Raw genomic sequence first — 20,402 nt, 5'->3', positions numbered from 1 at the left:
GCGCCTTGCGGCTCGATAGCGTTCCCAATGGCGAAGCGCTCGATCCTGATCGTCGGCGGCGGCACCGCGGGCTGGCTGACCGCGGCCTATCTCGCGCGCTTTTTTGACCTGCCGCGCAACCCGCGGCTGTCGATCACTTTGATCGCGTCGGACGAGATCGGCAGCATCGGCGTCGGCGAGGGCGCCTTTCCGACGATCCGCAGCACATTACAATTCATCGGCATCGACGAGAGCCAGTTCGTCCGATCGACCACGGCAACCTTCAAGCAGGGCATCCGCTTCGACGACTGGGTGCGCACCCCCGCGCCGGGCATGTCGGGCCATTTCCTCCATCCGTTCGAGCCGCCCTATCATGGCGACGGGCACAGCCTCGTCTCCTACTGGCTGCTCCAGGATCCCGCGACGCGCCCCGCCTTCGCCGAGGCGATGACGATCCAGAACCGCGTCGCCGAGGCGCGCCGCGCGCCCAAGCGCCCCGGCGAGGGCGCATTCGACGGACCGCTCGACTATGCCTATCATTTCGACGCCGCGCGGCTCGCCGAGGTGCTGTCGGCGCAGGCGCGCGCGCTGGGCGTTACGCACCTGCAGGGAACGCTCACCGATGTGGCGCTCGACGGCATCACCGGCGCGATCGACCATATCGTCACCGCCGAACATGGCACGTTGTCGGCCGACCTCTATATCGACTGCTCGGGTTTCCGCGCCGAGCTGATCGGCGCGCTCGGTGCTCCATTCAAGAGCGTCGGCGACCAATTGTTCACCGACCGCGCGCTCGCGTGCAAGATTCCCTACGAAGATCCGACGGCGCCGCTCGAAAGTTATACGATCGCCGCAGCGCACGCGGGCGGCTGGACGTGGGACATCGGCCTCGCCGGTGCACGCGGGGTCGGCTGCGTCTATTCGAGCGCGCATCTGAGCGATGATCGCGCCGCCGAGATATTGGCCGCCTACACCGGCGGGCGCAGTCATGACGTCAAGGTGCGCAGCATCCCGTTCGAGGCCGGCTATCGCACCACGCCCTGGGTCAAGAATTGCGTCGCGGTCGGGCTGTCGGGCGGCTTCCTCGAACCGCTCGAATCGACCGGCCTGGTGATGATAGAGACCGCGGCGGCGATGATCGCCGAGATGTTCCCCTTGGGCGGCCCGGTCGGCGCGCCCGCGCGGCGCTTCAACGAACTGATGGCGGCGCGCTACGCGAACATCGTCAATTTCCTGAAGCTCCATTATTGCCTCAGCCGCCGCGACGAGCCCTTCTGGCGCGACAATGGTGCCCCCGCGTCGATCCCCGACCGGCTGAAGGAGTTGCTCGAGGAGTGGCGCTATCGCCCGCCGGGGCGCTTCGACTTCATCCTCGACCTCGAAAGCTTCGCCTTCTTCAACTATCAATACATCCTCTACGGCATGGAATATGCGACCGACCTGTCGCCGGTGCGCGAGGAGTTTCCCGACGTCGCCGAGGCCGAGCGCATCTTCGCGCGCATCCGCAATTTCGGTGACCGCGCGGCGAGCGAGCTGCCCGCGCACCGCACACTGATCGACCAGATCAACGCGGAAGCCGCCTAAGCCTCAGAGCGCGAAGTCGAGTGTCAGCCAGAGCCGGTCGGTGTCGGTCGCGAAATCCCGGGCATTATAGTGCGCGTAGCGGATCGACCCGCCGGTCCGGCCGCGCTTCGCGGTCAGCGCGAGGCCGAGCTCGTCGCCATAATGCTGGCCCAGCCGGTCGCTGTCGAAGCGGTGCCAGATCGCGTTGACCCCGACGCTGTCGAACCCGCCGACCTTCTTCCAGCCATAGCCCGCCCCGGTATAAAGATCGCGGAGGCCATTGGGCGGGGTCGTCACGAACTTGCCCGCCCAGCCGTTGAAGCGGAAATGCGAGGCGAGCGGGGTCTGGACGCTGGTCAGCGGCACACCGTCGCTCGCGCCGAGGATCTCGTAACCCGCGGTCGCATTGAAGCCGCCCGCATTGAGGCCCGCCTCGGCGAGCCGATAATCGGCGGCATAGTCGTTGGGGTTGCGGCGCCAGTGGCTCTGCCGCGCCCAGCTCGCCACATAATTGAGCTTCACATCCTTCGCGACCGTCTGGCTGCCCGCGAAACGCAGCCCCCAGGTCTGGCTCGACAGCCGGTAACCCTGCACCGCCGCCTCGTCCTGGTCGACCAGATAAGCGAAGCCGCTGACCGTACCGACCGACGTGCCATAGCCGACGACCGCGAAGACATTGTCGCCGCCGATCGCCTGCGGCCGCGTGCCGGTGCCGTTGCGGCCGTTCACCGTGCGCACGCTCCAGCTGTAGGTCAGGTCAGCGCTGAGCCCCTTGGGCTTGCCCCACTGGACGCGCACCGCGTCATAGGTCTGCTCGTTCTGGCGAAACCCTGCGGAACCGACGAAGCGTTGGTCAGCGAGTTCGATACGCTGGCGCCCGGCGGTCAGCGCCAGCCCGCTCGCGCCCGCATAGCGGAGCTGCGCGCGGTTGAGTTCGAGGTTCGGCGGGTCGGCGATCAGCGGCAAGCCGGTCTTGCCGTTGGTCCCGTCATTATAGTCATAGGCGATCGCAAGGTTCGCCTCACCCTCGACGAGCACACTCCACGCGCCCTTCTTCGCCTCGACGCCCGGCCGCACGCGCAATGTCAGCGCCTCCGCCTTTTGGGGCAGCCCGTCCTGCTCGGTCGCTTCGTAGCGCAGCCGCGCGTCGAGCAGCGGCTTCACCGTCGTCTCCTCGGCGCATACAGGACCGCCGAGCAGCGCCAGCGGCGCCGCAAGCCAATATGGTTTCATCTGGATAGGTCCCCAAAAAGACCTCCCCGCCCCGGCCGCGGCCGAAGCGGGGGAGGCAGGAGGGATATCAGGCGGGCCTGGGCGCCAGCGGCGTCTCGCCCCGTGGTTCGTCGGGTCCTTCGGTGCCGAGCGCCCCGAGTTCGCCGGTCTCGCGCGCCTTGCGGCCATAGACCAGCTCGAACAGCGGCCCCGCCATCACCGTGGTGACGATCGCCATCAGCACCATGATCGCGAACAGGGTCGGGCCGATGATGCCTTTCTGCAGGCCGATGTTGATGATGATCAGCTCCATCAGCCCGCGCGCGTTCATCAGCGCGCCGATGCCCATCGCCGTGCGATTGTCCTCGCCCGCGAGCCGCGCCGCGAGCCAGCAAGCGCCGAACTTCGCCGCGATCGAGACGAGCAGGATGCCGAGCGCGATGGCGAGCAGCGACATGCTGTTCACCGTCGTCAGCTGGGTGTTCAGCCCCGAGTAGGTGAAGAACATCGGCAGCAGGAAGACCACGGTCATCGGCTCGATCTTCTTCTTGATTTCCTCGGTGAGCAGCCCGCGCGGCATGCAGGCGCCAAGCAGGAAGCCGCCGAACACCGCGTGGATGCCGACCGCATCCATGAAGAAGGCCGACATCGCGTAGAGCATCAGCACCACCGCGAGCAGCGCATGCGTCAGCTCGCCCTTCGCCTCGACCGCGCGGCCGAGCGGGATCAGCAACTTGCGCCCGACGAAGAACATGAAGAGTGCGAAGCTGAGGCCACCGACGATAGCCAATAGCGCGATGCCCGGGCCGCCGCCGAAGGTCGCGAGCACGATCGCGAGCACGCACCACGACACCGCGTCGTCGAACGCGCCCGCGGTGAGCGACAGCGTGCCGAGCGACGTGTTGGCGAGGCCGCGTTCGTTGATGATCCGCGCGAGCATCGGGAAGGCGGTGAGCGCGATGCACGCGCCCATGAACAGCGTCGCGCTGCCCTGCCCGAGTCCCTCGGTGAACAGCCCGGGGATATCGATCAGGAAGGGCGTGATGAGCGCCGCGAACAGGAAGGGCGCGGCGATGCCCGCCGCCGACACGCCGACCGCGCTCTTCGCCTTCGACTGAAAATGGTCGAGGCGGAGCGTCGTGCCGACGAGAAACATGTAGAGTCCGACGCCGAACTGCGCGCCGACATACAGCATGTTGCGCGTCTCCTTGGGAAAGAGCGCGCCCTGGATTTCGGGGAAAAGCAGGCCGAACAGCGAGGGACCGAGAATCACGCCGGCGATCATCTCGCCGACCACCTGCGGCTGGCCGAGGAACTTTTTCGCCATCCAGCCGACGGCGCGGCAAACGAGCAGGATCACCGCGATCTGCAGGAAGAAGTGGATGCTGTAGTCTGACGGCGCATAGCTTTGCGCGGCATCGACCGCAGGACCATGTTTGCCCATGACGTCGCCGATCGCGCGCGCCAGTTCACCGAACATATCTGATACCAATTTTCGTCTCCCACCCGGCGGGCCGATGGCTCTTTCGGCCTCGGTATCCGCCCCTTCCGGGTATCAGGAGACATGAAAGCGCGCGCTGCGCAATCCAAAGCTCCCAATTGGGCGCGCCCGCCGCGTCGATTTCCGGCGTGATGCTCTATTTTGTTGCGAGGCCGCCACAGTGTAGTAACATACCTACATGTGAACGATCCCGGTAGCGCTACCAATCGGGGTGATCGGAGGCACGAATGAAGCGAGTGAGCAGCCGCGAATTCAACCAGGATGTGAGCCGCGCAAAGCGATTCGCGATGGTCGAACCCGTCTATGTCACCGACCGCGGGCGGCCCACGCATGTGCTGATCAGCATTGACGCGTGGCGCGTGCTCAGCGGCGAGCGCGAGAATATGGTCCAGCTGCTCGCCGCCGCGCCCGGCGAGGTCGCGCTCGACCGCGCGCTACTCGGCAAGGCACTCGGTGGACGGGGGGGCGGTTGATGTATTTGCTCGACGCCGAGATATTACTTGACCTCCGCCACGCGCAGGATGGCGCGCCGCTCGGGACCTGGGCGCAGCGCGTGTCACGCCAGGCGATGTTCGTGTCGGCACTGTCGCTGGTCGAACTCGAGAATGCAGCAGCACGCGCACACAAGCAGGGTAAGGCCGCGGGCGCGGCGTGGCGCGCGTGGATCGACGAGCGGCTGCTCCCCGCGTTCGAGGGCCGGATCGTGCCGGTCGACCAAGCGGTCGCGCGGCGGCGCGCCACATTGGCGATCGAGGCCGATCGGGACGCGCTACTCGCCGCGACCGCGCTCGAACATGGGCTGACGCTCGTCACCTATCACCCCGCGGCCTTCCGCACCGCGCGGCTCAAGCTGCTCGACCCCAGTCGCGCCGCGCCCGAGTCGCCCGACGACGGCGACTGGCGCGAAGCGACGCGCGGCCGCGCGCCGTGGCTCAGGAACCTGTTTATTCGGGGGTGATCGGGTCCGCTACGACAAAGGCTGACGCAGATCCTCCCCTTGGGGAGGATCTTTCCGCTACAGTCTATCGAACGTCACCATCAGTCCGTCCTTGGGGCGCGGGATCGGCCACATATACCAGTCGGGATCATAGCCCTCCGCCACCTTGATCCGGTGCGTGGTGATCACATGGTGGAAGAAGATCTTCGCCTGCATATACGCGAAGTGCAGCCCCAGGCACATATGCGCGCCGCCGCCGAAGGGGACCCATGCATATTTGTGCCGCCCCTTCGCGCCCTCGGGCGAGAAGCGCATCGGGTCGAATGTCTCGGGCTCGGGCCAATATTCGGGCATCATATGGGTATAGCCGGGGTTGACCCCGACGCTGGTGCCCGCAGGGATGGTATAGCCGCCGAACTCGAAATCGCGGAGCGCGCGGCGCGGGATGCTCGGCACCGGGGGGATCATCCGCAGCGCTTCCTTGAACGCCCATTCGGTGAGTTCGAGATCGTTGAGACTGTTGTGCCCGACCCCCTCGCCCGCCGGCGCGACCGACAACATCTCTTCGCGGAGCTTGTCCTGCCACTCGGGGTTCTTCGCGAGCAACCAGACGAGCGAACTGATCGAACTGGTGATCGTGTCGTGCGCCGCCATCATCAGGAAGTTCATATGGTCAATGATCGCGTTGACGCTCAGATACTCGCCATTCTCGTCCTGCGCCTGGCAGATCTGCGTGAACATGTCTTCGCCGCTCGAGGCGCGGCGCTCGGGCACCATCCTGCCGAAATAGTCGACCAGATATTTGCGCCCCGCGACCCCGCGCCCCATCGCGGTGAAGGGCAAGGGCCGGCGCACAATGCCGATCGACGCCTGCACCATGTCGACGAAGCTCTTGTTGATCTTCTCCGCCTCGGGACCCCAGGGGATGCCGAGGAAGCTGGTCGCGGCGAGGTCGAGCGTCAGCTGCTTGATCGCGGGATAGAATTTGAAACTCTGCCCGCTCCACGACGCGACGCGTTCCTTGATCCCCGCGTTCAGGCTGTCGGCATAGAGGCGCATCGGCTCGGGCTTGAACGCGACCGAGAGCGTCTTGCGGTCGGCGCGATGCTTTTCGAAATCCATCAGCATCAGCCCGCGCGGGAAGAGCAGGTTAAGCACCGGCCCCCAGCCCTGTTCGGACGAGAAATTCTTCTCGCGATCGAACATCGCGAGCTCGTTCGCTTCGGGCCCGTGGATCGCGACGCTGCGCCCGCCGAAGCTCTTGGTGCGATAGACCTTGCCATATTTGCCGACCATGCGCCGCGTGAAGCCCATCGGATCCTTGAGCTGGTCGAGCGTCGTGCCGAGCAAAGGCATCCCGTCCTCGCCCGGGATATGGTCGAGCACGCGCTCGTCGCCCCGCGGCAGCCAGTGTGCGGTGTCGGGGCCGAAACGCGCTTCGGGCCACTGGATCCTGGCAGGGGCGTTCATGCGAATATCCTCGTCAAAGGGGAGAGCGGGACGGGCGTAACGCACTACTGACATCGATGCAAGTAACGTATCGTCGACGCAGAGACTCCATTCACCGCAAATTCAACTCGACTCGCGCAAATTCGCATCCATGATGCCGGTCCGTTCGTTCGGGCCGTAACCAAGGATAAAATCATGGCAAATTTCCTTCGCCGCCCCCTCGGCATCGCGCTCGGCGCGCTGGCGACGGCCAGCCTCGGCGGCTGCTATTATGGCGACGTCAACGGCTATGGACCCGCCTACGCCGGCAACGACTGCGTTAGCCGCTACGGCGACAGCTATTATGACTATGACCCCTATGCCTATGACGACGGCTATGGCTACGACTGCTACGATGGCGGCGACTATGGCGCGGGCTTCGTCAACATCGGCTTTGGCGGCGGCTGGTACGACAATTATTACTACCCGGGCTACGGGCTGTGGCTCTTCGACAGCTACAGCAACCGCTATCCGCTGCGCGGGCAATATCTGAATTATTGGGGCGGGCGGCGCGCCTGGTGGAAGCATCATGGCGGGCGCGGCGACGGCCACTGGAACGGCGGACGCCCCGGCCGCGGCGACGGGCCGCGCGGCGACGGCCGCCCGCCGCGTCGCGACGACAATCCCTGGGACCTGCGCGGCGACCGCGATCGCGACGGCCCGCGCGGCACGCGGCCTCCCCGCCCCGGCAGCGGCGCACCGGCGACCGGCACCACGCCGATCGATCCGGGCCGCGGCGACGGCCGCCCCGGCGGCTGGACGCGCCCCGGCGGCAACAATGACGGTCCGCGCGGCACGCGCCCGCCACGCCCCGGCGCGGGCAGCGGCGGCACCCCCGGCGCGCCGATCACGACGCCCGTCCGCCCCGACCGCGCGCCCGGTGCCGGGCGTCCCCCGCGTCAGGAGTGGCAGGGCAATCGCGGCGGCGGTTCGGTAGGCGGCGCCCCGCGTCCCGATCGCCCGCAGGCCGCTCCCCCGGTACGCAGCACGCCGCAAGCCGCGCCGCCTGTGCGCAGCGCCCCGCCCGCCGCGAGCACCCCGCGCCCGTCGCCCGCGACGCGCAGCAGCCCCGCCGACCGGCCGAACCGCGTCCGCGAGGACTGAGCGACCTCAGGTGAAAGCCCGGGTGAGGAGGCCCGTCAGGCCTCCTTGTCGCGCTCGTCGGTGACCATATCCTCGGCGAGCTCGAGCCCGCGCGTGCCGTGATGCGACGTATGCGCAGGCGCGTGCGGCAGCTCCATCTCGGGCGGCTCGGGCACCTGCAGCATGCCTTCCCATTTGGTGATGACGCTGGTCGCCACCGCGTTGCCGACGACGTTGGTCGCGGTGCGCCCCATGTCGAGGAACTGGTCGATCGCGAGGATGATCGCGACGCCCTCGACCGGCAGCCCGAACTGCGCGAGCGTGCCGGTGATCACCACCAGGCTGGCGCGCGGCACCGCCGCGATCCCCTTCGAGCTGACCATCAGCGTCAGCAGGATCAGCACTTGCGTCGCGATCGACAGGTCGAGGCCATAGGCCTGCGCGATGAAGATCGTCGCGAAGCTCATATACATCATCGAACCGTCGAGGTTGAAGCTGTAGCCCAGCGGCAGCATGAAGCCCGAGATGCGCCGCGGGATGCCGAAGCGGTCGAGCTGTTCGAACATCTTGGGCAGCGCCGCCTCCGACGAGGCGGTCGAGAAGGCGATCAGCAGCGGCTCGCGGATGTAGCGGATCAGCTGCCAGATGCGCTGGCGCAGGAAAATCCACCCCGCGGTCAGCAGGATGATCCACAGCAGCACGAGCGAGGCGTAGAATTCGACGAGCAGTTCCAGATAGGTACCGAGGATCGCGAGCCCGCTTTTCGCGACGACATTGGCGATCGCGCCGAACACCGCGAAGGGCGCGAAGCGCATCACATAGCCGGTGATCTGGAGCATCATTTCGGCAAGCGCGTCGGCGCCGCGCACCAGCACCGCGCCGCGTTCGCCGATCGCCGACAGCGCGACGCCCGCGAAGATCGAGAAGACCAGGATCTGCAGGATATTGTTCGTCGCGAGCGCCTCGAGCGCGTTCTTGGGGAAGATCGACAGGGTGAACTCCCACGCGTCGAGCTTCTTGACCTCGCCCACCAGCTTCGCCGCCTCGGCGGCGTCGGGGATCGGCGCGCCGACCCCGGGCTGGAACAGATTGACCATCAGCAGGCCGAGCGCGATCGAGATGAAGCTCGCCGCGATGAACCAGCTGATCGCGCGCACCCCGATGCGCCCGAGCGCGCTGCTGTCGCCCATATGCGCGATGCCGACGACGATGGTCGAGAGGACCAGCGGCGCGACGAGCAGCTTGATGAGGTTGAGGAAGATGTCCGAGAGCAGCTTGAACGACTTGGACAAATATTCGAACCAGACATGGTCCGACGGCAGCCCGAGATGGACGGCGTAGCCCACCACCACGCCGAGCAACATGCCGGCGAGAATATACCAAGTCAGTCTGCGGTCCATGCGGCCGTCCCCCAATATTCGTTGATCGGCGCGCGGTCGCAGGCCCGATGATCGCCCCTTTGAGCCGCCCGCGCGCGCAGCGTCAAGCTTGGTGGCTCAAGGCGTCCAGAATGCGAGCGCCAGCATCAACCCCGCGCTCGCAACCGCGACGACCGAGGGCGGGAAGCGCTCCGACGGAAAGGCCGCGAAGATGACGAGACCGAGCACCGCGCGATGCTCGGCGATGAAAGCGGCAATAAAATCCACTAGGTCGTCAGCCGCACTGCGCCCTGTGCAACAATTTATGGTCGGCGAGGACGAGCGCCATCATCGCCTCGACCACTGGCGCGCCGCGGATGCCGACGCAGGGGTCGTGGCGGCCCTTGGTGACGATGTCCGCCGCCTCGCCCGCCTTGTTGATCGTCGGCACCGGGGTCAGGATCGAGCTGGTCGGCTTGAAGGCGACGCGCACGACGACGGGCTGGCCGGTCGAGATGCCGCCCGCGATGCCGCCGGCATTGTTCGACAGGAAGTCGGGTCGGTTGCTGCCGTCGCTCGCGGGACGCATCGGGTCGGCATTCTCCTCGCCGCGAAGCCGTGCGGCCTGGAAACCGGCGCCGATCTCGACGCCCTTGACGGCGTTAATCCCCATCATCGCGGCGGCGAGGTCGCTGTCGAGCTTGGCGTAGATCGGCGCGCCCCAACCGGCGGGAACCCCGCTCGCCGCGCATTCGATCACCGCGCCGAGCGACGACCCGGCCTTGCGCGCGGCGTCCATCAGCCCCTCCCAGCGCTGCGCCGCGGCGGGGTCGGGACAGAAGAAGGGATTGCGGTCGATCTCTTCGAGATCGAAATTCGCGGGGTCGATCGCATCGCCGCCGATCTCGGCGACCCAGGCGTGGATCTGCACCTCGGGGATGATCAGCCGCGCGACCCCGCCTGCCGCAACGCGCGCCGCGGTCTCGCGCGCGCTCGACCGGCCGCCGCCGCGATAGTCGCGGATGCCATATTTGGCGTCGTAGCTATAATCGGCGTGGCCGGGACGATAGGCCTGCGCGATCTCGCCATAATCCTTCGAGCGCTGGTCGACATTGTCGATCATCAGGCTGATCGGCGTGCCGGTGGTCTTGCCCTCGAACACCCCCGACAGGATGCGCACCTGGTCGGGCTCCTGCCGCTGCGTCGTGTGGCGCGACTGGCCGGGCCGGCGCTTGTCGAGAAAGGGCTGGATATCGCCCTCGCTGAGCGAAAGCCGCGGCGGACAGCCGTCGACCACTGCGCCGAGCGCGGGCCCATGGCTTTCCCCCCAGGTCGTGAAACGAAACACGCGTCCGAAGCTGTTGAAACTCATAGCCTACCCCAAGCGACCGAAAGCGGGTGCGTAATCCGCCCGTCCGCCTAGCGGCCAAGGCGCATTCGAGTCCAGCATCATCGCCATGAAATGCGGCCCGGCAAAGGGCGACGCGAATCGCGCCGCGAGTTCGGACGAATAGCCGAAACGCGGGTAATAATCGGCATGGCCCAGCACGAAGCTCATCGCGACGCCCTGCTCGCGCATGGCATCGAGCCCGGCGCGGATCAACATATCGCCGATTCCCTGTCGCTGCCGGTCGGGCACGACCGATACCGGCGCAAGGCCCGCCGCGGTGATCGCGCGGCCATCGGCCTCGACGCCCATCCGGCTGAACAGCACATGCCCCATGATCGCACCGTCCGCTTCGGCGACCAGCGAAACCAGCCTATCGCCGTCGGCTTCGATCATGCGAACCAGATCGGCCTCGCCCTGATGGCCGAACCCTGTCGTCGCGAACGCCGCGCGGACCAACTGGTCGATAGCCTCGCCATCCGCCGCGCGTGCGGGCCGGATGACGATGCCGTCACGCAAGCGCGATGTCCGGCGCGTCTTCCTGCTTCATGCCGATCGTGTGGTAGCCCGCGTCGACATGGTGGGTCTCGCCCGTCACCCCCGACGAAAGATCGCTCAGCAGATAGAGCGCCGAACCGCCGACATCGTCGATGGTGACGTTGCGGCGCAGCGGGGCGTTATATTCGTTCCATTTCAGGATCAGGCGGAAATCGCCGATGCCCGACGCCGCGAGCGTCTTGATCGGCCCCGCCGAGATCGCGTTCACACGCACCCCCTGCGGGCCATAGTCGTTGGCGAGATATTTGACGCTGGTCTCTAGCGCCGACTTGGCGACGCCCATGACGTTGTAATGCGGGATCACCTTCTCGGCGCCATAATAGCTCAAGGTCAGCAGCGAGCCGCCGCCCTTGCCCGTTTCGGGATCATAGGGGGTCATCATCTTCGAAGCGCGCTGCGCCACCGCGGTGAAGCTGTAGACGCTGATGTTCATCGTCATCAGGAAATCTTCGAGACCCACATCGGCATAATGGCCGCGCAACGCTTCCTTGTTGGTATAGCCGATCGCGTGAACGACGAAATCGATCGCCGGCCAGCGCTCGGCGAGCGTCGCGAACGCCGCGTCGAGATTCGCCATGTCGGACACGTCGCAGTCGATCAGGAAATCGCAGCCGAGTTCCTCGGCGAGCGGCTTCACCCGCTTCAGCATCACGTCGCCCTGATAGGAGATCGCAAGCTCGGCGCCCGCGCCGTGCAGCGCCTTGGCGATGCCCCACGCCAGCGACTTGTCGTTCGCGAGTCCCATAATCAGCCCGCGCTTGCCCGTCATCAGACCCGTCATTTTTCTTCTCCGGTCTTTTCAATATTCATGTCGTCCACGCGCCCAATAGCGTCGTGGCCCAAATCCTCAACCTCGACGAGCGCGGCGTTGAGTTCGGCGCCCATCACCATACCCAATCCGACGAGGTAGAAAAAGAAGAGCGCGACCATGACACCCGCGAGGCTGCCATAGGTTGCGTCGTAGCTGAGCAGCCCCGCAAGCAAAGGCGGCAGCGCCAGCGTCACCCCGACCCACCACAAGGTCGTGAACAGCGCGCCGGGCCATTTGGGGAATTGCTTGCGCCGGTATTTCGACGGGGTGAGGCTGTAGAAGAGCATGTAGATCGCGAGGAACAGGCCGAGCCCGGACACCCCGCGCGAGATGGCGACGATCCCGAAGGACTGGAAGCGTTCGGGCAGGAAGCGCGTCACAAACTCCTCGACGCCGACGATCAGCACCTGCATGCTGAACGACAGCAACATCAGCACGACCGCGCCGGTGATGATCCCGATCGACAGCAGCCGATAGTGGAAGAAGCCCTTCGAAAAATGCGTGCCATAGGCGCGGCGGAGGATGTCGCGCACCGTTTCGATCAGGCTGCCGACGGTCCACAGCGCGACGAGCGCGCCGAGCCACAGGAAGATACCGGTGCGCGCGGTCATCACCTCGCGGATCGGCCCCGACAGCGCCTTGGCGACCGTCGGCGGCATCGTCGAGAAGACCGCCTCGATCGCCGCCTCGCCGCCTACGCTGCCGCCGAAGATCGACAGCGCCGCGGCGAGCAGGATGAAGAATGGAAAGAGCGCGATCAGCGCCAGATAGGCGAGATTGCCCGCATGGATGAATCCGTCGGTATAAGTGCCGACCACGACGCGGCGCACGATCTTGAACGCGCGCGTCCCGGGCCCCAGCGTCTCGCGGCTGCGGTGAATCAGCCCTTCGGCGCGCGCGCGCAGCTTGATCCGCTTGGCGCGCTCGGCGCGCGCTTCGGGCGAGTGCGGCGAATGACCCTCGGCGGCGAATTGCTGGGTGACCTCTTCGGCGACCTCGCGCTCGATCGCGGCAACCGCTGCCTTGTCGGTCGGCTCAGCCACGCATCACACGCCGAGATCGGCCCGCACGGCGCGCGAATCGCTCCATTCGCCGACCAGCTTTTCCAGCGCCGCGTCGCCCGCGGGCAGGTCGACCATCAGCCGCACCAACTGGTCGCCGCGCCCGCCGCTCTTCTGGCTGAACCCCTTGCCCTTGAGCCGCATCACCTTGCCCGAGGTCGACCCCGCGGGGATCGACAGTATAACCGGCCCATCGACCGTCGGCACCTTGACCTTCGCGCCCTGGACGGCCTCGTTCAGCGTCACGGGGAGATCGAGGCGGATATTGGCGCCCTCGCGGACGTAGAAAGGATGGTCCTTGACGCTGATCGTCACGATGCCGTCGCCATTGCCGCCGGGGCCCGGCTGGCCCTTGCCCGCGAGGCGCATCTGCGTTCCCGTCTCGACCCCCGCGGGCAGCTTCAGGTCGATCGTTCCCCCATCCGCAAGCGTGATCCGCTGCGGCGCCTGCGTCGCGGCATCGACGAAGGACACGCCCAGGCGATAGGCGACATTGGCGCCCTTCTGCGGCGACGCGCTGCGCCCGCCGAAACCGCCGAACGGCCCGCCGCCGCCGCCGCGCCCGCCGAACAGGCCTTCGAAAATATCACCGAAGTCGGCACCCTCGCCGCCGAAACCGCCTGGCTGGCCTCGCGGGTCGCCGCGGAAACCGCCACCGCCATAGCCGAAGGGCATCGCCGGATTGCCCTCGGCGTCGATCTCGCCGCGGTCGAATTGGGTGCGCTTGGTCTTGTCGGACAAGAGGTCATAGGCCTTGGTGACGTCGGAGAATTTCTCCGACGCCTTCGGATTGTCCTTGTTCTTGTCGGGGTGCAATTCCTTGGCGAGCTTGCGGTACGCGGATTTGATCTCCGCTTCGCTCGCGCTCTTCGCGACGCCAAGGGTGGAATAGGGATCTGCCATTTTTCTCCTGTAGCCCGATAAGCTGTTGGCCGGAAAGGCCCATATGCGCGCGCGATGTGGGAATGGCGTAAAGGACGGTCAAGTTCCCTCACTTGCGCCGTCATCCCGGCGAAGGCCGGGATCTCAACCTGGCCCCATTACGCACCGGCGAGATCCCGGCCTTCGCCGGGATGACGATGTGGCTCGACCGTACCATGACCTCGCTCTAAGAGACGCGCATGACGACCGATCCCTTCGCGCTGTTCGACACCTGGTTCGCCGAAGCGCGCGCCAGCGAGCCCAACGACGCCAACGCCATGGCGCTGGCGACGACGACGCCCGACGGCCACCCGTCGCTGCGCATGGTGCTGCTGAAGGGCCATGGCCCGGGCGGGTTCGTCTTCTATACCAACCTCGATAGCCGAAAAGGCAACGAGCTCGCGGTCAACCCGCATGTCGCCTTGCTCTTCCACTGGAAGTCGCTGCGCCGCCAGATCCGCATCGAGGGGCCGGTGGCGCCGGTGGACGACGCGACCGCCGACGCCTATTTCGCGACGCGCAGCCGCGACAGCCAGCTCGGCGCCTGGGCGAGCGACCAGTCGCGCCCGCTGGACAGCCGCGCGACCTTCGAGGCGCGCTTCGCCGAGATGCAGGCGCACTTCGACGGGCAGGACGTGCCGCGTCCGCCGCGCTGGTCGGGCTGGTGCGTCGCGCCCGAGCGCATCGAGTTCTGGCAGGACCGCGAACACCGCCTGCACGAGCGTAACCTTTTCGTCCGCGCGGGCGAAAGCTGGTCGAAAGGTCTCCTCTATCCATGAGCTCGCGCCGTTTCCCGATCACCCAGGTCGATGCCTTTGCCGACCGCCCCTTCGCGGGCAATCCCGCCGCGGTGATGCCACTCGACGAATGGCTCGCCGACGACGTGCTGCAGGCGATCGCCGCCGAGAACAACCTCGCCGAGACCGCCTTCCTGATCCCCGACGAGAGCGGCGAGGCCGATTACGAGCTGCGCTGGTTCACCCCCGGGGTCGAGGTCGCGCTCTGCGGCCATGCGACGCTCGCGAGCGGACATGTGCTGCTCAGCGCCGCGCCGTGGCGCGACGACATGCGCTTCCGCACGCGCAAGGCAGGCATTCTCCGCGTCGCCCGCGACGGCGACGAGGGGTACAAGATGGCGCTGCCCGCCTATCCGGCCGCGCCCAAGGCGCTGACCGATATCGCGAAGGCGATAGGCGGCCAGCCGGTCGAGACTTTGTGGCACGGCGGCGGCTATGCGCTGATCGTCTATGCCGACGCTGCGAGCGTGCGCGCGCTCGACCCCGACCTCCGCGCGCTGTCGGCCGGCGGCGACATCCTCTACATCGCGACCGCGCCGGGCGATGGCGATCCCTCGGGCGCCGAGGTGGTCAGCCGCTGCTTCGCGCCCGGCGCGGGGATCGACGAGGATCCGGTGACCGGATCGGCGCACAGCGTGCTCACGCCCTATTGGTCGGCGCACCTCGGCCGTGACCGCTTCGCCGCCTATCAGGCGAGCAAGCGCGGCGGCCATGTCGGCTGCCGGATGGACGGCGCGATGGTCGAACTCAGCGGGACGTGCGTAACGACGCTGGTGGGCGAGTTCTTGCTTTAGGATTGATGCCAACCGGGCGAATGTCGGCTTTGGGGGTGGTTTCCAGACCTAAAACCCCTCCTCTTCAGAGGAGGGGTTGGGGAATGACCGCAATCGCCCGCAAGCGACGCCTCAAAGCGCCGACGTCAAATCCGCCAGATGCCGGCGCAGTTCGGGAAACTGGTCGTCCTTCGTCACCCCCAGCCGCACGATCGTCACGCGCTGCGAGGGCGAGACGATGATATATTGGCCCTGGTGGCCGATGCAGGCGAACAGGTCGTTCGGCCCGCGGTCGGGCCACAGGCTCGGCACGGCGCCCCTCGGCCGCGTGCGGTTCAGCCAGATATGGCCGCCATAGCCCGCATCCTTCGGCGATGGCCGCAGCATGAAATCCATCCAGCTTTCAGGCAGCAGCCGCTGGCCGCCCACCACGCCATGGTTGCGCAGGAATTCGCCGAACTTCGCATAGTCGCGCGCGGTCGCGTGCATGATCGACCCGCCGATCATCGTCCCCGCCGCGTCGAACTCGGGCGTCAGGCTGGTCATGCCCAGCGGTTCGGCGAGCCGGCCCGAAATGAACTCGCGCATCGCCTCGCGCCGCGCCTCGGGGCTTTTCGACGGGGTCAGCGTGTCGGCCAAAATGTCGGCGAGGATCACGCTGGTCGCCGAGCTGTAGTTGAAGATCTCGCCCGGCTGCGCCGCCGCGGGCTTGGCCTCGGCGAAGGCGGCCATGTCGGGCGCGCCGCTGCCGAACAGCATCGCGACCGTATCGCCCTCCCAGACCGGATCGCCATTCTCGACATGCTCGAGCCCCGACGACATGTGGAGCAGGTCGGCGAGCGTGATCGCGCCGCGCGGGTCGCCGCTGCGCTGCCACGCCGCGACCGGCGCGGGGGCGTCGAGCGACAATTGGCCGTCGGAGACCATGATGCCGGTGAGCACCGCGGTGATGCTCTTCGCCATCGACCAGCTGATCATCTTGCTCTCGGGCCCGAAGCCCTCGCCATAGCGCTCGTAGATCGGCGCGCCGTCCTTCAGCACATAGAGCGCGCGCGTTTCGCCCACCGCATCGGCATCGGCGAACAAGGCATCGGCCTTGGCCTTGACCGCCGGGTCGAGCGCGGGGAGCGGCGGCAGCGTCTCGACCGCGTCCTCTGACATCGACGTCCCCATCGCCGGCCCCGGCGTCGCGGGCGCGATGCTGCCCTGCCCCGCTGCCTGGCTCAGCGACCAGCCCCCTACGAGCGCGAGCGCGCCACTTGCCAGCAAGCGTTTTTTGGTGATCATGAGACAAGTGACTAACACCGATCCGCCCGTCCCGGCAACGCCCGAGCCGACGCCCCCGCCGACCCCGGCGCCGCTGCCCACCAGCCCGGCGCCGGAGGTGCCCGAGCGGCTGCGCGGCAAAAGGCGGCCTAGCCGCTGGGGCGGCTGCCTGCCCTGGCTGCTGATCGCGGCGGTGATCGGTGGCGGTTACCTTATCTGGAAATTCCCGTCGTTCCGCGCGCAGGCCGAACTCGGTTCGGCCTATGCCGCGCGCGTCGGCTGTTCGTGCCGCTACGTCCAGGGCCGCAGCCTCGAAAGCTGCGCAACCGACTTCGCGCCGGGCATGGAGCTCGTATCGCTGAGCGAGGATCCGGCGACCAAGACGGTGACGGGCAGCGTGCCGCTGCTCGCCTCGCGCAGCGCGCGCTACGCGGGCGCCAGCGGCTGCCTGCTCAGGCCCGAGGACTAGGGATAAAAAGCGCCGCGCCGACTGCGACCGCCGCGGGGGCGCCGAAGACGAGGATCCAGATCGCCGCCTCCTCGCCCCAGCCATAACCGGCGTAGAGCACGCCAACGAGCAGATTGCCGATCGACACCAGCAGCCACAGCAGGATGAACAGCCGTGTCGCACGGCGCGCGTCGCGGATCGTCAGCCGCAGCAAGACCAGCAACAAGACCCCCGCGATCAGCATGATGACGGTGTGTGACATGACTAGGCCTCCCCGTTTGTTCGCTCGAAAAATGCATCCATCGCGGCATTGACCGCATCGGGCGCTTCCCACGTCACGAAATGGCCGCAGCCCGGTACCTTGACGATCGTCGCGTCGGGCACCAGCTCCTCTATGCCGACCAGATTGCTGGGCGGCAGCGCGACATCGTCGAGCGCCCAGATCACCAGGGTCGGGATTTCGAGCTTCGGAAAAGGCATCGCGGGCGGCTCGGCGAAGGGCACATCCATCGGCGGCACCTCGATCGGCGAGGCGCGGTACCAGTTCAGCATGCCGAAACAGGCGTCAGGGTCCTCCCAGTCGGCGAGCGAGCGCGCGATCTCCTCGGGCGGCGCGACGGTGCCCGCGAGCCGGCCGTCGAACGCCTTCGCCAGCACGCCGGCGAGGCCCTGTTCGCGAACGAGCGCGTCGGTCGCGGGATCGCGGAACAGGCGGATATATTGGCTCGCGGCGCGCTGCGCCGGGTCGGCCTGGAGCAGCCGGCCGAAGATGCCGGGATGCGGCGCATTGGCGATCACCGCGCGCGTCACGCGCCCCGCCCAGCCCGGAAACAGCCCGCCCGGCTGGCCGCCGAGCGCCACGCCCCAGCTGATCGCCCCGCCCCAGTCGTGCCCGACGATGGTGAACTCGTCGACGCCCAGCGCGTCGGCGAGCGCGAAGATGTCGGCGATCAGCTGGTCGGGAGTGTAAGCCGCGACATCCTGCGGTTTCGACGATCCGCGATAGCCGCGCTGGTCGGGCGCGATGCAGCGAAAGCGGTCGGCGAAATGCGGCAGCTGACCCCGCCACGTCCGGTGCGATTCGGGAAAGCCGTGGAGGAAGATCAAAGCCGGCGCGTCGCGCGGGCCGATATCGACGACGTCGAGCTCGATGCCGGTCGAAAGCGCCACCCGCTTCTGTTCGAAATCGCCGGTCATCATGCACTCCATAAGTTGCTTTTCGCAACCTGATGGCGGGGATCGGGGCGGCTGGCAAGCCCGCGCTAGAAACTGGGCGTCAGATTCTCCTCATCCACCGGCAGCGTCTTGAAGATAGGCCATTCGCGCATGTCGCCGCTTTCGCCGTTGCAGCGACGCGACGTCACCTGTTCGCCGCTCTTCAGCACGATCAGCCCGCCATAGGCGCTCTCGGGCGTGCTCCCCTCCTCGGTCATACCCATGCCCGGCGCCGACCAGTGGGCGTAGACGACATAGCTATGGTCGCCGTTCACGAAGCGCAGCGTCTGGTCCTCGCCGCGCGGATAGAGGGTGCGGTGGTAATGGACGCGCCCGCTCGCGGCGTCGGCCACCATCCGCAGTTCGGTCCGCTGCTTCGTCCCGTAACGGTAGACGAGCGCGTCGCCCTCCTGCGTCACCGTCAGCCTCTTCTTGCCGATCGCGCAGTCGAACACCGGTTCCGGCGCCGCCGCTATCGCCAGCGCGAGCAGCAGGCTCACGGATAGCTCACCGTCTTGGGCACCTCGGGGATCGGGATGAACTCCTCGCTGTCGCCGGGGACGAGCGGGAATCTGCGCTCCTTCCAGTCGTGCTTGGCTTCGTTGATCCGGTCGCGCGACGAGCTCACGAAATTCCACCACACGTGCCGCGGGGTTGTGAACGCCTCGCCGCCGAGCAGCATCACCCGCGCATCGCTCTCCGCGCGCAGCGTCATCGCCTCGCCGGGCTTGAGGATATAGAGGCTGTAACGGTCGAGCCTTTCGCCATCGAGGCTCGCGTCGCCGAGCGCCACCAGCACCGCGCGCTCGTCGGCCTCGGCCTCGATCGGGATCGTCGCGCCAGCGATCATCAATATATCGGCATAGATGGTCGCGGCATGCTGGGTGATCGGCGAGGTCTTGCCCCACAGGCTGCCCATGATGACGCGCGCCGACACGCCGGTATCCTCGATCAGCGGCAGGTCGTCCTTCGCGACATGTTCGAACGCCGGGTCGATCTCCTCCTTGCCGTCGGGCAAAGCGAGCCAGGTCTGCATGCCCGAAATGCCCGATCCGGTCGCGCGTTCGGCCGCCGGGGTGCGCTCCGAATGGACGATGCCGCGCCCCGCGGTCATCAAATTGCACGCCCCGGGACGGATCGTCGCCAGCGTGCCCAAGCTGTCGCGATGGTCGATCGCGCCCTCGAACAAATAGGTCACCGTCGCGAGATTGATGTGCGGGTGCGGGCGCACGTCCATGCCCGCGCCGATGTCGAAATGCGCCGGGCCGAACTGGTCGACGAAGATGAAGGGGCCGACCATCGTCCGCGCCTTGTTCGGCAAGGTCCGCCGCACCTCGAAGGCGCCGAGATCATGGGCGGAGGGGGTGATGACGTCGAACATCAGCCGAGCCTTTCCAGCGTCTTTTTCGTCTTTTCGGTTTCGACATTGCCGGTGTTCAGGGTCGAATTCGGCTCGAGCAGCAGCACCTGGCATTCGCCGTCCAGCGCCTCGGGGCAATGTTCGGTTCCGTGCGGCACGATGATGAACTCGCCGGGCTCGACGATCACGTCGCCGGTCCTGAGGCCCATCTTCATCCGTCCCGCGACGACGAGGAACAATTCGTCTTCGCTGTCATGGTAATGCCAGTCGAACTTGCCGGCGAGCTTCACCAGCTTGACCTTGAAATTATTGATGTCGCCCGCGACGCGCGGGTTCCAGTGATCGTGGAAGGTTGCGAAGGCCTCCGCCAGATTGACCTTGCCGACCATCAGCCTTCTCCCGGCGCCGTCGCGCGGATCGCCAGCGCATGGACGCGCTGCCCGGGCATATCGCCGAGCGCCTTATTGACCGCGCGTTGGCGCGCAACGCGGTTCATGCCCGCGAAGCCCGCCCATATGATGGTCAGGCTGAAATGCGACTCGCCGCTGCCGTCGTCGCCGGCATGGCCGTGATGCTTGGCGCTGTCGTTACTGAGGGTGAAATCGGCGTCGGGAAAGGCTGCGGTCAGCAGGCTTTCCATCTCTTGCTGCGCGGGGCCTTTGCTGCTCATGGGGTTGACCATAA

At 66.9% G+C, this 20,402-nt stretch carries 24 protein-coding genes; 7 read left to right on the top strand and 17 right to left on the bottom strand.

Features of this window, described 5'->3' with window-relative positions; genetic code table 11:
- Positions 1-27 precede the first annotated feature (27 nt).
- Positions 28-1,563, top strand: coding sequence for a tryptophan halogenase family protein (locus AC1RNQ_RS17060; RefSeq protein ID WP_493172981.1), 1,536 nt, complete (start codon positions 28-30; stop codon positions 1,561-1,563).
- Positions 1,564-1,566: 3 nt separating this feature from the next.
- On the opposite strand, the gene AC1RNQ_RS17055 is transcribed toward AC1RNQ_RS17060, so the two are convergent.
- Both AC1RNQ_RS17055 and AC1RNQ_RS17050 read right to left on the bottom strand, forming a co-directional pair.
- On the bottom strand, positions 1,567-2,775 hold the full coding sequence (locus AC1RNQ_RS17055) for a hypothetical protein (protein ID WP_493172979.1): 1,209 nt from the start codon (positions 2,773-2,775) through the stop codon (positions 1,567-1,569).
- A gap of 67 nt (positions 2,776-2,842) precedes the next feature.
- Positions 2,843-4,234: a cation:proton antiporter gene (locus AC1RNQ_RS17050; protein WP_493173315.1), complete on the bottom strand. Its 1,392-nt coding sequence runs from the start codon at positions 4,232-4,234 to the stop codon at positions 2,843-2,845.
- Positions 4,235-4,482: 248 nt separating this feature from the next.
- On the opposite strand from AC1RNQ_RS17050, the gene AC1RNQ_RS17045 reads away from it, so the two are divergent.
- Both AC1RNQ_RS17045 and AC1RNQ_RS17040 read left to right on the top strand, forming a co-directional pair.
- Entirely contained in the window at positions 4,483-4,728 is a 246-nt protein-coding gene (locus AC1RNQ_RS17045) for a type II toxin-antitoxin system Phd/YefM family antitoxin (RefSeq protein WP_493172977.1), read from the top strand.
- On the top strand, positions 4,728-5,213 hold the full coding sequence (locus AC1RNQ_RS17040; protein WP_493172975.1) for a PIN domain-containing protein: 486 nt from the start codon (positions 4,728-4,730) through the stop codon (positions 5,211-5,213). The genes AC1RNQ_RS17045 and AC1RNQ_RS17040 overlap by 1 nt, the downstream gene beginning before the upstream one ends.
- A gap of 57 nt (positions 5,214-5,270) precedes the next feature.
- Here the strand turns inward: AC1RNQ_RS17040 and AC1RNQ_RS17035 are convergent, their stop codons facing one another.
- Complete coding sequence (locus AC1RNQ_RS17035; protein WP_493172973.1) at positions 5,271-6,662, bottom strand: cytochrome P450; 1,392 nt, start codon at positions 6,660-6,662, stop codon at positions 5,271-5,273.
- A gap of 174 nt (positions 6,663-6,836) precedes the next feature.
- Here AC1RNQ_RS17035 and AC1RNQ_RS17030 point away from each other — a divergent pair, with 174 nt between their 5' ends.
- Entirely contained in the window at positions 6,837-7,784 is a 948-nt protein-coding gene (locus AC1RNQ_RS17030) for a hypothetical protein (RefSeq protein WP_493172971.1), read from the top strand.
- Between the two features lie 35 nt (positions 7,785-7,819).
- On the opposite strand, the gene AC1RNQ_RS17025 is transcribed toward AC1RNQ_RS17030, so the two are convergent.
- From AC1RNQ_RS17025 to AC1RNQ_RS16995, 7 genes are all read right to left on the bottom strand, one after another.
- Positions 7,820-9,163: a dicarboxylate/amino acid:cation symporter gene (locus AC1RNQ_RS17025; protein WP_493172969.1), complete on the bottom strand. Its 1,344-nt coding sequence runs from the start codon at positions 9,161-9,163 to the stop codon at positions 7,820-7,822.
- 96 nt (positions 9,164-9,259) lie between these two features.
- Entirely contained in the window at positions 9,260-9,409 is a 150-nt protein-coding gene (locus AC1RNQ_RS17020; protein ID WP_493172967.1) for a hypothetical protein, read from the bottom strand.
- Between the two features lie 7 nt (positions 9,410-9,416).
- Entirely contained in the window at positions 9,417-10,493 is a 1,077-nt protein-coding gene (gene aroC / locus AC1RNQ_RS17015) for a chorismate synthase (RefSeq protein ID WP_493172965.1), read from the bottom strand.
- 3 nt (positions 10,494-10,496) lie between these two features.
- Positions 10,497-11,027, bottom strand: coding sequence for a GNAT family N-acetyltransferase (locus tag AC1RNQ_RS17010; RefSeq protein WP_493172963.1), 531 nt, complete (start codon positions 11,025-11,027; stop codon positions 10,497-10,499).
- The gene (fabI, locus tag AC1RNQ_RS17005) at positions 11,020-11,847 is read right to left on the bottom strand and encodes an enoyl-ACP reductase FabI (RefSeq protein WP_493172961.1); all 828 of its coding nucleotides are present in this window, start codon (positions 11,845-11,847) and stop codon (positions 11,020-11,022) included. Before fabI ends, AC1RNQ_RS17010 begins: the two co-directional genes overlap by 8 nt.
- A complete protein-coding gene (locus AC1RNQ_RS17000; protein WP_493172959.1) occupies positions 11,844-12,920 on the bottom strand; it encodes a YihY/virulence factor BrkB family protein in 1,077 nt (358 codons plus the stop codon). The genes fabI and AC1RNQ_RS17000 overlap by 4 nt, the downstream gene beginning before the upstream one ends.
- A 3-nt stretch (positions 12,921-12,923) precedes the next feature.
- Positions 12,924-13,841 (bottom strand): DnaJ C-terminal domain-containing protein, encoded by a 918-nt coding sequence (locus tag AC1RNQ_RS16995; RefSeq protein WP_493172957.1) that lies wholly within the window; start codon positions 13,839-13,841, stop codon positions 12,924-12,926.
- A 218-nt stretch (positions 13,842-14,059) separates the two neighbouring features.
- Between AC1RNQ_RS16995 and pdxH the strand changes: the two genes are divergently transcribed.
- Positions 14,060-14,638: a pyridoxamine 5'-phosphate oxidase gene (gene pdxH, locus AC1RNQ_RS16990; protein ID WP_493172955.1), complete on the top strand. Its 579-nt coding sequence runs from the start codon at positions 14,060-14,062 to the stop codon at positions 14,636-14,638.
- Complete coding sequence (locus AC1RNQ_RS16985) at positions 14,635-15,450, top strand: PhzF family phenazine biosynthesis protein (protein WP_493172953.1); 816 nt, start codon at positions 14,635-14,637, stop codon at positions 15,448-15,450. The genes pdxH and AC1RNQ_RS16985 overlap by 4 nt, the downstream gene beginning before the upstream one ends.
- Before the next feature lie 111 nt (positions 15,451-15,561).
- Here the strand turns inward: AC1RNQ_RS16985 and AC1RNQ_RS16980 are convergent, their stop codons facing one another.
- Positions 15,562-16,716: a serine hydrolase domain-containing protein gene (locus tag AC1RNQ_RS16980; RefSeq protein ID WP_493172951.1), complete on the bottom strand. Its 1,155-nt coding sequence runs from the start codon at positions 16,714-16,716 to the stop codon at positions 15,562-15,564.
- A 7-nt stretch (positions 16,717-16,723) separates the two neighbouring features.
- Between AC1RNQ_RS16980 and AC1RNQ_RS16975 the strand changes: the two genes are divergently transcribed.
- The gene (locus AC1RNQ_RS16975) at positions 16,724-17,164 is read left to right on the top strand and encodes a hypothetical protein (protein ID WP_493172949.1); all 441 of its coding nucleotides are present in this window, start codon (positions 16,724-16,726) and stop codon (positions 17,162-17,164) included.
- Here AC1RNQ_RS16975 and AC1RNQ_RS16970 read toward each other — a convergent pair.
- From AC1RNQ_RS16970 to AC1RNQ_RS16945, 6 genes are all read right to left on the bottom strand, one after another.
- Positions 17,148-17,405, bottom strand: coding sequence for a hypothetical protein (locus AC1RNQ_RS16970; protein WP_493172948.1), 258 nt, complete (start codon positions 17,403-17,405; stop codon positions 17,148-17,150). The two genes, AC1RNQ_RS16975 and AC1RNQ_RS16970, sit on opposite strands and share 17 nt — an antisense overlap.
- 2 nt (positions 17,406-17,407) lie before the next feature.
- Positions 17,408-18,340: an alpha/beta fold hydrolase gene (locus tag AC1RNQ_RS16965; RefSeq protein WP_493172947.1), complete on the bottom strand. Its 933-nt coding sequence runs from the start codon at positions 18,338-18,340 to the stop codon at positions 17,408-17,410.
- A gap of 65 nt (positions 18,341-18,405) precedes the next feature.
- The gene (locus tag AC1RNQ_RS16960; RefSeq protein ID WP_493172945.1) at positions 18,406-18,858 is read right to left on the bottom strand and encodes a hypothetical protein; all 453 of its coding nucleotides are present in this window, start codon (positions 18,856-18,858) and stop codon (positions 18,406-18,408) included.
- Positions 18,855-19,739, bottom strand: coding sequence for a pirin family protein (locus AC1RNQ_RS16955; RefSeq protein WP_493172944.1), 885 nt, complete (start codon positions 19,737-19,739; stop codon positions 18,855-18,857). Before AC1RNQ_RS16955 ends, AC1RNQ_RS16960 begins: the two co-directional genes overlap by 4 nt.
- The gene (locus AC1RNQ_RS16950) at positions 19,739-20,107 is read right to left on the bottom strand and encodes a cupin domain-containing protein (protein ID WP_493172942.1); all 369 of its coding nucleotides are present in this window, start codon (positions 20,105-20,107) and stop codon (positions 19,739-19,741) included. Before AC1RNQ_RS16950 ends, AC1RNQ_RS16955 begins: the two co-directional genes overlap by 1 nt.
- A complete protein-coding gene (locus tag AC1RNQ_RS16945; protein ID WP_493172941.1) occupies positions 20,107-20,388 on the bottom strand; it encodes a BolA family protein in 282 nt (93 codons plus the stop codon). Before AC1RNQ_RS16945 ends, AC1RNQ_RS16950 begins: the two co-directional genes overlap by 1 nt.
- Positions 20,389-20,402 lie beyond the last annotated feature (14 nt).

The sequence above is a fragment of the Sphingopyxis sp. GW821-FHT12F08 genome (genome assembly GCF_058806755.1).
This window is presented reverse-complemented; position numbering and strand designations above follow the sequence as displayed.